Here is a 7,639-nt window from a genome sequence, read left to right as displayed (position 1 = left end):
CCGGCGCAGGAAGTCGGACCCGCCGACTTCCTGCTCCGCCGGGCCGGACGGGAGCGGGCGCACAAACGCGCGGACGCGGCCCGCCTTGGTGGCGGGCCGCGTCCGAGTGCGTGGGAAGGGCGAGCCCCTACTCCACGATGCCGGACTTGGCGATGGTGATCTTGGCCTTGGTGCGGCCGCTCTGCGAGCCGAGGCTCTCGATCTTCGTCACGAGGTCCAGGCCGTCGACGACCTCGCCGAAGACGACGTGCTTGCCGTCCAGCCAGTCGGTGACGATGGTGGTGATGAAGAACTGCGAGCCGTTGGTGTTCTTGCCCGCGTTGGCCATCGAGAGCTGGCCCGGCTTGGTGTGCTTCAGCTGGAAGTTCTCGTCGGCGAACTTCTCGCCGAAGATGCTCTTGCCGCCGGTGCCGTCACCGCGGGTGAAGTCACCGCCCTGCAGCATGAACCCCGGGATGACGCGGTGGAAGGACGAGCCCTCGTAGCCGAAGCCGTGCTGGCCGGTGGCGAGCTCGCGGAAGTTCTGCGCGGTCTTCGGGACGATGTCGTCGAAGAGCGTGAAGACGATGCGGCCGGCCGGCTCGTCGTTGATGGTGATGTCGAAGAAAACGTTGGAACCCATGCAGGGATCATGGCATGCCGGGCGTGTCGGCGCGCGGCGCCCCCCGGCGCGCGGTCACGCTCCGCCGACCGGTGATCAACGGGTTCGGCCCCGCGCGCGGCGGCGCCTGGGCCAGGATGGCGGCGTGGAGAACGGGGAGGACAGGGTCCGGAACGCGCTCGACGGCGGCACGGTCCACGGCGGCGCGTTCCAGGCCGGGACCATGCACATCGCCCTCGGCGGGGCGGGCGGCGGACCGGCGCCGACGGCGCTCGCCTCGCTGCCGGCACCACCGGTGGACCTGGTGGGGCGCGGCGAGGCCGTGCAGGCGCTGCTGACGCTGCTCGCGCCGTCCGCGGGGGACGGCGGGCCGGTGCTGGTGTCGGCCGTGGCCGGGCTGGCGGGGGTCGGGAAGAGCGCGCTCGCGCTGTACGCGGCGCACGAGGCCGCACGGCGCGGCTGGTTCCCGGGCGGGGTGCTGTACGTGCCGCTGCGCGGCTACCGGCCCGGGGCGGCGGTGAGCGGCGAGCAGGCGGTGGGCGCGCTGCTGCGGGCGCTGGGCGTGCGCGACCACGACGTGCCGCCGACGCCGGAGGAGCAGGCCGCGCTGTACCGGTCCGCGATGGCGCGGCGGGCGGCGGAGGCCGGAGCCGTGCTGGTGCTCGCCGACGACGCCTCGGCGGCGGAGCAGGTCGCGCCGCTGGTGCCGGCGGACTCCTGTCACCGGCTGCTGGTCACCTCGCGGGACTGCCTGCACTCCCCCGGCTTCCCGGCGCGGCTGCTGCCGCTGGGGGTGCTGGGGGCGGCGGAGGCCGCGGAGCTGGTAGCGACGGCCGTGCGGCGGGCCCGGCCGGAGGACGGGCGGGCGGAGGCGCAGCCGCGGGCGCTGGCGGCGATCGCGGAGCACTGCGGGTACCTGCCGCTCGCGTTGCGGATCGCGGCGGCCCTGCTGGTGGACGACCCCGGGCTGCCGCTCGCCGATCTCGCGGAGGAGCTGGCGGACACCGGCAGCCGGCTGGACGCGCTGCGGCACGGGGACGGCGGCGGGATGTCGCTCGCGGTGGCGGGCGCGTTCGAGCTGTCCTACCGGCGGCTGCCGGAGGAGACGGCGAGGGTGCTGCGGCTGACGACGGTGAACCCGGGACCGGACGTCTCGACGGAGGCGGTCGCGGTGCTGGCCGGGCTCGGCAGGCCGGCCGCCCGGCGGCAGCTGGCCGCGCTGGCCCGGGCGAACCTGCTGGCGGAGCAGCCGGTGGGTTCGGGGCGCTGGCGGGCGCACGACCTGGTGCGGCTGTACGTGAAGCGCCTGGCCGACCAGGACGGCGAGCGCACCGCGGCATGGGAACGGCTCCTGGGCTACTACGCGTGCAACGGGCGCGCCGCCATGCGGCCCGGGCCCCAGACAGGTGCCAACCGCTCCGGGACCAGCCCGTTCCCCGATGAGGCGAGCGCCTACGCCTGGTTCTCCGTCGAACGCGAGAACCTCGACGCGATCGTGGACTCCCGTGCCGCCGGACGAGGGAAGCTCCTGGAGCTGACCGTGATCCTCGGCAGCCACATGGCGTACAGGACCTATCTGCACGCCCTCGGCATGGCCAGGTCCGTCACCGGAATCGAGCCGCCCCTGAGTGACCCGAGGATCCTCGAAACCGTCATGGAGATCCTCGGCCTCGGGCTGGAGATGATGCGGAGCGAGGACTTCGCGTCCTTCGTCGGCGATCAGCACTCCGAAGGCCGCCTCACCGACCTGGGCGTGGAACTCCTCCGGGCCGGACGGCACGACGAGGCCATCGACGTGGGCCACGCCGCCCTGGCCCTCCACCGGGCCAGGGGCAACAGGTTCGAGGAGGGGGTCACCTTGAGCCTCATCGGAGCCGCCCTGGGGTCGGCCGGGCGTGCCAAGGAAGCCGCCGCCCTGCTCGACGGGGCCATCACGGTCCACCAGGCCCCTCCGGACGGCCCGGCTGCTCCGCCCGGAGCGCCAGGAGGTAGGCCTGCGGGGACTTCTCGTCCGCCTCCGGCTCCCGGACGAGGCGGGTGGTGACCCTGAGGCCGGCGTCGGTGGCCAACGTCTCGATGTGGGCGGGTTGTCGGCGGCGGAAGTCCAGGGTGACGGGGTGGCCCCAGGGGTCTTCGATGCGCAGGGCGGCGTCGCCGACCTGGAAGGCGAGGAGGAGGGGGGCTCCGGGGGCGAGGACGCGGTGGAACTCGGCGAAGGCGCGGGGGAGGTGTTCGGCGGGGGTGTGGATGATGGAGTACCAGGCCACGACGCCGGCCAACTCGCCGTCCGCGTAGGGCAGGTCGAGCAGGGAGCCGACCTGGAAGGGGATCTCCGGGTGGGTGGCGCGGGCCAGGTCGACCATGCGCGGGGAGAGGTCGAGGCCGGAGACGTCCAGGCCGAGGGCGGCCAGATGTCCCGTGATCCGGCCCGGGCCGCAGCCGAGTTCGGCGACGCGGCCGCCGCCGGCCGTCGTCACCAGCTCGGCGAAGACGCCGAGCATCGCGCGTTCCCAGGGGGAGGCGGCCAGCGCGTCGCGGAAGCGGTCGGCGTAGTCGGCGGCGACGGCGTCGTAGAACGTCCGGGCGGCGGCGAGGAATTCGGGCTCGGTGGTGGTCACGGCGGTCGACCCTACCGGGGTTAGGATCGGCCGATCCGGAGGGGCGGAAGGGGACATGGTGAAGAAGCGGGTCGGGATCTATCTGGCGCACCCGAGGCCGGGGAGCTTCAACCACGCGCTGTTCGGGGCCGTGGTGGACGAGTTGCGGGAGCAGGGAGCCGAGGTCGTCGCGCACGACCTGTACGCCGAGGGGTTCGCGCCCCTGCTCACCGCCGGCGAGACGGAGACGGTGGCGGCGAGCGGGGCCGCCGAGGACGCCCTGCTCGCGCTGCACCGGGACGAGGTGGCGACGCTGGACGCCCTCGTGCTGGTGCACCCCAACTGGTGGGGCATGCCGCCCGCCGTGCTCGCCGGGTGGGTGCAGCGGGTGATGGTGCCGGGCGTCGCGTACAAGCTGGGGACGGCCGACGGGGAGCCCGTCGGGCTGCTGCGGGCCGGGCGGGCGCTGGTGCTGAACACCTCGGACACCCCGGAGGCCCGGGAGCACGAGGAGTTCGGCGACCCGCTGGAGCGGATCTGGGCGGCGTGCGTGCTGCCCTACGTCGGGGTGACGGACGTCCGTAGACGGGTGTTCCGCACCGTGAGCGATTCCTCGGACGACGAGCGCGCGCAGTGGCTGCGCCAGGCGCGGAAGGAAGCGGCGGCACTGATCGGCTGACGCGGACCGGAGGATCGCCTGCGGGTGCGTAGACGGCGGGCGGCGGAATGGTCGATCCGGGGCGGAGCACCGGGCTGGCGGCCCGCCGTGCGTGCTAGAACCGTCGACGGCAGTGACCGCTCACCCGCGGCCACCGCCCCCGCACCGTGCATCCACCGGCAACTCCTCGACCGAAGGAGAACCATGTCCGTCGCACGAACGGCCCGCACCGCCCGCACCGCCCGGTCCGGCCTGCTAGCGGCCGCCGCCTCGGTGGCGCTGCTGCTCTCCGGCGCCGCCGCCACCGCGCCCGCCTCCGCCACCACCACGACGACCACCGGCCTGGACGGCACCTACGCCTGCTCCGTCCCGGCCGGCTACGTCTACGACGGGGTGTCCATGAACCGCGCCTGCAGCGGCGGCGGCAGCTGGAACTCACCCCAGTTCCACCTGCGCACGCCCGTCGACGGGCTGACCGCGTGTACCGGCGCGTCGGGCTTCACCTACGACTTCGTCGGCCACAGCACCACGTGCAGCCAGCTGTCCGGCGTCCTGGCGACCACCTTCCACCTGCGCACGCCGGTCAACGGCATGTGGGCGTGCAGCGTCCCGAGCGGCTGGACCTACAGCGCGACCACCTCGAACCTGGACTGCGCCAGCGTCCAGGGCGTGCCGACCACCAAGTTCCTCCTGGCCCACTGAGGCCGGCCCCCTCGGCGTGCGGGCGACCCGGCGGGAACCGGGTCGCCCGCGTGCCGGACCCGGGCCGCGCCGATCGGCTGGCATGAACCGGAGAAGTCACGCGCGGGCGCGTAGACGGCGGCCGGCGGAATGATCAATCGGAAGCGGATCACCGGGCCGGCGGTCCGCCGCGCGTGCTAGAACCGTCGGCGGCGGCAGTGAACGCTCACCCGCGACACCACCGCCGCCGGCACCGTGCATCCACCGACAGCTCCTCCACCGAAGGAGAACCATGTCCGTCGCACGCACCGCACGCACCGTCCGCACCCTCCGGAACGCCTTGCTCGCGGCCTTCGCCGCGCTGGCGCTGGTGCTCTCCGGCGCCGCCGCCACCACGTCCGCCTCCGCCGCCACGACGACCACGACGACCACCACCGGCCTGGACGGCGTGTGGGCCTGTGACGTCCCGGCCGGCTACGTCTACGACCAGGTGTCCATGAACCGCAGCTGCAGCGGCGGCGGGACGTGGAACTCGCCGCAGTTCCACCTGCGCACGCCCGTCGACGGGCTGACCGCGTGCATCAGCAACCCGGCCTTCGTCTACGACTCCATCTCCTGGGGCTACGCCTGCAGCCAGCAGTCCGGCGTGATCTCCAACGCCTACCACCTGCGCACCCCGTACGACGGCCTGACCGCGTGCGTGGGCACGCCGGCCTTCACCTATGACTTCACCGGCCGCAGCACGTCCTGCAGCCTGCTGTACGGGAGCAGCGTCCCGTCCACCACCTTCCACCTGCGCACGCCGGTGAACGGCCTGTGGGCGTGCGACGTCCCCCGCGGCTGGACCTACAGCGCCACCACCTCGAACCTGGACTGCGCCAGCGGCCCGAATGTCCCGACCACCAAGTTCCTCCTGGTCCACTGAGGCCGAGCACGGCCCGCAGGACGGGCGGGTGACCCGGCGACGCGGCCGGGTCACCCGCCCGCCGCGCTCAGACCAGGTCCAGCTCCGCGACCGCCTGGTCCCCGCTGAAGGCGCCCGTCGGCCGGAAGCCGAGGCGGGCGTAGAAGCCCGCCGGGCCGCCGTCCCCGGGCACGTAGGTGACGCAGACCCGGGTGCCGCCGCGGCGGCGGATCTCGGCGGCGACCTGCTCGACGGCGAAGCGGCCGTAGCCCCTGCCCTGGGTGTCCGCGGCGATGTTGAGACGCCAGAGGCCGGAGCGCGGCTCGTCGCCGGGCCGGAAGACGACGTCGAAGAAGGCCATCAGGAAGCCGACCGGCCGCTCGCCGTCGTAGACCAGCCGGGGCCAGGCGGTCTCGCCGTACGCGTACGCCTCGGCCAGCGAGGTGGCCACCGGGGCGACCAGGTGCTCCTGGTCGGGGCGGACCTTCAGCCCCAGGGCGGCGTCGATGTTCTCCGGGGTGACCGGTTCGAGCCGCAGGGCGGAGGCCGGAGACGATTCCGTCGGTGTGGACATGCCGGTCACCCTAGTGAGCCCCTGCCCGCCGGTCGCTGGTCTTCACGGCACCGCCGTGAAGACCAGCGAGGCGTTGTGGCCGCCGAACCCGAAGGCGTTGCTGAGCCCCGCGCCGAGCGGGCCCCGGCGCACGGCGCCCGCGACCACGTCCAGCTTGACCGCCGGGTCCTGCCGCTCCAGGTTGCGGGTGGGCGGGACCACGCCGTCGCGCAGCGCGAGGACGGTCGCGAGCGCGCCCACCGCGCCCGCCGCGCCGAAGAGGTGGCCGGTCATCGACTTGGTGGCGGTGACCACCGGGTGGGCGCCGATCGCCTCGGTGACCGACTCGGCCTCGACCAGGTCGCCGAGCGGGGTGGAGGTGGCGTGGGCGTGCACGAGCGCGATGTCCAGCGGGGACAGCCCGGCCTCGGCGACCGCCCGGCGCATCGCGCGGACCTGGCCCTCGGCCGCGGCCGCGGTGATGTGGTGGGCGTCGGAGGTGACCGCCGCGCCGGCCAGCGCGGCGTGGGCGCGGGCCCGGCGGGCGGCGGCGAAGCCGGCCCGTTCCAGGACGACGACGGCCGCGCCCTCGCCGATCACGAAGCCGTCCCGGTCGGTGTCGAACGGACGGGAGGCGCGGCCGGGCTCGTCGTTGCGCAGCGAGTGCGCCCTGGCCTGGGCGAAGCCGGCCAGCGTCAGCGGGCAGATGCAGGCCTCGGCGCCGCCCGCGACCACCACGTCGGCCCGGCCGAGGCGGATGAGGTCCAGGCCCAGCGCGATCGCCTCGGCGCCGGACGCGCAGGCGCTCACCGGGGTGTGCGCGCCGGCCCGGGCGCCGAGTTCGATGGACACCCAGGCGGCCGGGCCGTTGGCCATCAGCATCGGGACGGTGTGCGGGGAGACCTTCCGGACGCCGGAGGCCTCCAGCACGTCGTCCTGGCCGAGCATGGTGAGCGCGCCGCCGGTGCCGGTGCCGATCACCACGGCGAGCCGCTCGCCGTCGACCTCGGGGGCGCCGGCGTCGGCCCAGGCCTCGCGCGCCGCGATCAGCGCGACCTGCTCGCAGCGGTCGAGCCGCCGGGCCCGGACCCGGTCGATGACCTCGGACGGTTCGACCGCCAGCTGCCCGGCCATCCGGATCGGGAGTCCGGCCGCCCAGTCGGCCTCGATCGGCCGGATGCCGCCGTCGCCGGCCAGCATCGCGGCCCAGGTGGAGGCGACGTCGCCGCCGAGCGGTGTGGTCGCCCCGAGACCGGTGACCAGCACCGGCTCGGCGGCGGGGCCTCGGGTCGAGTTGTTGTCAGTACCCATCGAAAAGACTCCATGGCTTCTGTGGAGGTTGTGAGGTGGATACAACTCTCCGCATCGGTGGACGCGGGGAGCATTCGCCTCACCGCCCACCCTGCCACGGCCGTGATGGTCGTTCAGATGTGCCGCTCGCCCGATTCGACGGGCCGGCCCTTGTAGGAATCCCATAGGCTCGACGAAACGGCAGGAGCCCCCGGCCGCATCGCCGCGGCCGGGGGCTCCGGTGGGTGCCGTACGGGATCACGGCAGGTTGCGGGCCATCACGACGCGCTGGATCTGGTTGGTGCCCTCGTAGATCTGCGTGATCTTCGCGTCCCGCATCATCCGCTCCAGCGGA

The 7,639-nt window shown here is 74.2% G+C and carries 9 protein-coding genes; 4 read left to right on the top strand and 5 right to left on the bottom strand.

Going from position 1 to position 7,639, the window contains the following annotated elements:
• Nucleotides 1-127 precede the first annotated feature (127 nt).
• Nucleotides 128-622 carry a peptidylprolyl isomerase gene (locus ABT093_RS40020; protein WP_350572433.1) on the bottom strand — a complete coding sequence of 165 codons (495 nt, stop codon included), beginning with the start codon at nt 620-622 and terminating at the stop codon, nt 128-130.
• Between the two features lie 124 nt (nt 623-746).
• On the opposite strand from ABT093_RS40020, the gene ABT093_RS40015 reads away from it, so the two are divergent.
• On the top strand, nt 747-2,645 hold the full coding sequence (locus tag ABT093_RS40015) for an ATP-binding protein (protein ID WP_350572432.1): 1,899 nt from the start codon (nt 747-749) through the stop codon (nt 2,643-2,645).
• On the opposite strand, the gene ABT093_RS40010 is transcribed toward ABT093_RS40015, so the two are convergent.
• Nucleotides 2,533-3,219, bottom strand: a complete 687-nt coding sequence (locus tag ABT093_RS40010) for a class I SAM-dependent DNA methyltransferase (protein ID WP_350572431.1) — start codon at nt 3,217-3,219, stop codon at nt 2,533-2,535. The two genes, ABT093_RS40015 and ABT093_RS40010, sit on opposite strands and share 113 nt — an antisense overlap.
• Nucleotides 3,220-3,274: 55 nt before the next feature.
• Between ABT093_RS40010 and ABT093_RS40005 the strand changes: the two genes are divergently transcribed.
• The 3 genes from ABT093_RS40005 (at nt 3,275) to ABT093_RS39995 (ending at nt 5,462) form a co-directional block, all read left to right on the top strand.
• Nucleotides 3,275-3,877: an NAD(P)H-dependent oxidoreductase gene (locus tag ABT093_RS40005; RefSeq protein ID WP_350572430.1), complete on the top strand. Its 603-nt coding sequence runs from the start codon at nt 3,275-3,277 to the stop codon at nt 3,875-3,877.
• Nucleotides 3,878-4,060: 183 nt separating this feature from the next.
• Nucleotides 4,061-4,558, top strand: a complete 498-nt coding sequence (locus tag ABT093_RS40000; protein ID WP_350572429.1) for a hypothetical protein — start codon at nt 4,061-4,063, stop codon at nt 4,556-4,558.
• Nucleotides 4,559-4,829: 271 nt separating this feature from the next.
• Nucleotides 4,830-5,462: a hypothetical protein gene (locus tag ABT093_RS39995; protein ID WP_350572428.1), complete on the top strand. Its 633-nt coding sequence runs from the start codon at nt 4,830-4,832 to the stop codon at nt 5,460-5,462.
• Between the two features lie 67 nt (nt 5,463-5,529).
• On the opposite strand, the gene ABT093_RS39990 is transcribed toward ABT093_RS39995, so the two are convergent.
• The 3 genes from ABT093_RS39990 to ABT093_RS39980 all read right to left on the bottom strand — a co-directional run.
• Nucleotides 5,530-6,015: a GNAT family N-acetyltransferase gene (locus ABT093_RS39990; RefSeq protein ID WP_350572427.1), complete on the bottom strand. Its 486-nt coding sequence runs from the start codon at nt 6,013-6,015 to the stop codon at nt 5,530-5,532.
• A gap of 42 nt (nt 6,016-6,057) precedes the next feature.
• The gene (locus tag ABT093_RS39985; RefSeq protein WP_350572426.1) at nt 6,058-7,305 is read right to left on the bottom strand and encodes a beta-ketoacyl-[acyl-carrier-protein] synthase family protein; all 1,248 of its coding nucleotides are present in this window, start codon (nt 7,303-7,305) and stop codon (nt 6,058-6,060) included.
• Nucleotides 7,306-7,542: 237 nt separating this feature from the next.
• A partial coding sequence (locus ABT093_RS39980; protein WP_350572328.1) for an acyl-CoA dehydrogenase family protein occupies nt 7,543-7,639 on the bottom strand: 97 nt, incomplete at its 5' end.

It is taken from the genome of Kitasatospora sp. NPDC002551 (assembly GCF_040296005.1).
In the GTDB taxonomy this organism is placed as follows: domain Bacteria; phylum Actinomycetota; class Actinomycetes; order Streptomycetales; family Streptomycetaceae; genus Kitasatospora.
This window is presented reverse-complemented; position numbering and strand designations above follow the sequence as displayed.

What these genes read in the sequence shown, in the direction of transcription:
- ABT093_RS40020 (WP_350572433.1), bottom strand. Translation starts at nt 622, where the DNA reads ATGGGTTCCAACGTTTTCTTCGACATCACCATCAACGACGAGCCGGCC.
- ABT093_RS40005 (WP_350572430.1), top strand. Translation starts at nt 3,275, where the DNA reads ATGGTGAAGAAGCGGGTCGGGATCTATCTGGCGCACCCGAGGCCGGGG.
- ABT093_RS40000 (WP_350572429.1), top strand. Translation starts at nt 4,061, where the DNA reads ATGTCCGTCGCACGAACGGCCCGCACCGCCCGCACCGCCCGGTCCGGC.
- ABT093_RS39995 (WP_350572428.1), top strand. Translation starts at nt 4,830, where the DNA reads ATGTCCGTCGCACGCACCGCACGCACCGTCCGCACCCTCCGGAACGCC.
- ABT093_RS39990 (WP_350572427.1), bottom strand. Translation starts at nt 6,015, where the DNA reads ATGTCCACACCGACGGAATCGTCTCCGGCCTCCGCCCTGCGGCTCGAA.
- ABT093_RS39985 (WP_350572426.1), bottom strand. Translation starts at nt 7,305, where the DNA reads ATGGGTACTGACAACAACTCGACCCGAGGCCCCGCCGCCGAGCCGGTG.